Annotated in this window: 1 protein-coding gene; it reads left to right on the top strand. The window is 62.6% G+C overall.

All coding sequences use genetic code 11. The features are described from left to right. The first annotated feature begins 116 nt into the window (after nt 1-116). Complete coding sequence (ppx, locus tag OC610_RS27020; RefSeq protein WP_264432378.1) at nt 117-1,619, top strand: exopolyphosphatase; 1,503 nt, start codon at nt 117-119, stop codon at nt 1,617-1,619. The last annotated feature ends 9 nt before the right edge of the window (nt 1,620-1,628 follow it).

Here is a 1,628-nt window from a genome sequence, read left to right as displayed (position 1 = left end):
CCTCGCCACGAAAGCGCCCTGGGAATAGCTCTGGCTCAAGGGTTTGGTTCAGGCGCGTTGGCGTAAGCGGTCGATCGTGGCAGGATGGCAAGGTTATCGACCGAGACTTTTTGACCATGCCGCCATCCCAAGCCAAGAATCTGTCCCTGATCGCTGCCATTGACCTGGGCTCCAACAGCTTCCACATGGTCGTCGCCAAGGCCCAGAACGGGGAAATCCGCATTCTTGAGCGGCTCGGCGAGAAGGTCCAACTGGCCGCCGGCATCGACGAAGAGCGCAAGCTCAGCGAAGAATCGATGCAGCGCGGGCTCGATTGCCTGAAGCGCTTTGCCCAACTGATCAACGGCATGCCCCTGGGCGCGGTGCGGATCGTCGGCACCAACGCCCTGCGCGAGGCGCGCAACCGTGGCGAGTTCATTCACCGCGCCGAAGAGATCCTCGGCCATCCGGTGGAAGTCATCTCCGGCCGTGAAGAAGCGCGCCTGATCTACCTCGGCGTTTCCCACACCCTGGCCGACACCCCCGGCAAACGCCTGGTGGCGGACATCGGAGGCGGCAGTACCGAGTTCATCATCGGCCAGCGCTTCGAACCGCTGCTGCGCGAAAGCCTGCAGATGGGTTGCGTCAGTTACACCCAACGTTATTTCCGCGATGGCAAGATCACCCCGGCCCGCTACGCCCAGGCGTACACGGCGGCGCGCCTGGAAATCATGAGCATCGAACATGCCCTGCATCGCCTGACCTGGGATGAAGCCATCGGCTCCTCGGGAACCATCCGCGCCATTGGCCTGGCGCTCAAGGCTGGCGGCCACGGCAGCGGTGAAGTCAACGCCGAGGGCCTGGCCTGGCTCAAGCGCAAGGTGTTCAAGCTCGGCGAATCGGACAAGATCGATTTCGACGGCATCAAGCCTGATCGCCGGGCGATTTTCCCGGCGGGCCTGGCGATCCTCGAGGCGATTTTCGACGCACTCGAACTGCAACGCATGGATCACTGCGAAGGCGCCCTGCGCGAAGGCGTGCTGTATGACCTGCTGGGTCGCCATCATCACGAAGACGTGCGCGAGCGCACCCTGGGCTCGCTCATGGAGCGTTATCACGTCGACCAGGAACAAGCCGCACGGGTCGAGCGCAAGGCGCTGCATGCCTTCGACCAGGTGGCCGACGATTGGGACCTGAACGACGGTGTCTGGCGCGAACTGCTGGGCTGGGCCGCCAAGGTGCATGAGGTGGGCCTGGACATCGCCCACTATCACTATCACAAGCACGGCGCCTACCTGATCGAGCACTCGGACCTGGCGGGCTTCTCCCGCGAAGACCAGCAAATGCTCGCGCTATTGGTGCGCGGCCATCGACGCAATATTCCCAAGGATAAATTCGCCGAGTTCGGCGACGACGGCATCAAGCTGATTCGCCTGTGCGTGCTGTTGCGCTTTGCGATCCTGTTCCACCACATCCGTGGCACCCAGGAAATGCCCCAGGTGGCCCTGCATGCCGATGGCGATCAACTGGATGTGGTGTTCCCCGACGGATGGCTGGAGGAAAACCAACTGACCCAGGCCGATTTCGCCCAGGAAGCGGAATGGCTGACCCGGGTGGGGATTGTGCTGAACATACATTGACTGGCGGTT

It is taken from the genome of Pseudomonas agronomica (genome assembly GCF_025917275.1).
In the GTDB taxonomy this organism is placed as follows: domain Bacteria; phylum Pseudomonadota; class Gammaproteobacteria; order Pseudomonadales; family Pseudomonadaceae; genus Aquipseudomonas; species Aquipseudomonas agronomica.
The sequence above is the reverse complement of the archived record's forward strand: the minus strand, read 5'-3'. Positions and strand labels throughout refer to the sequence as shown.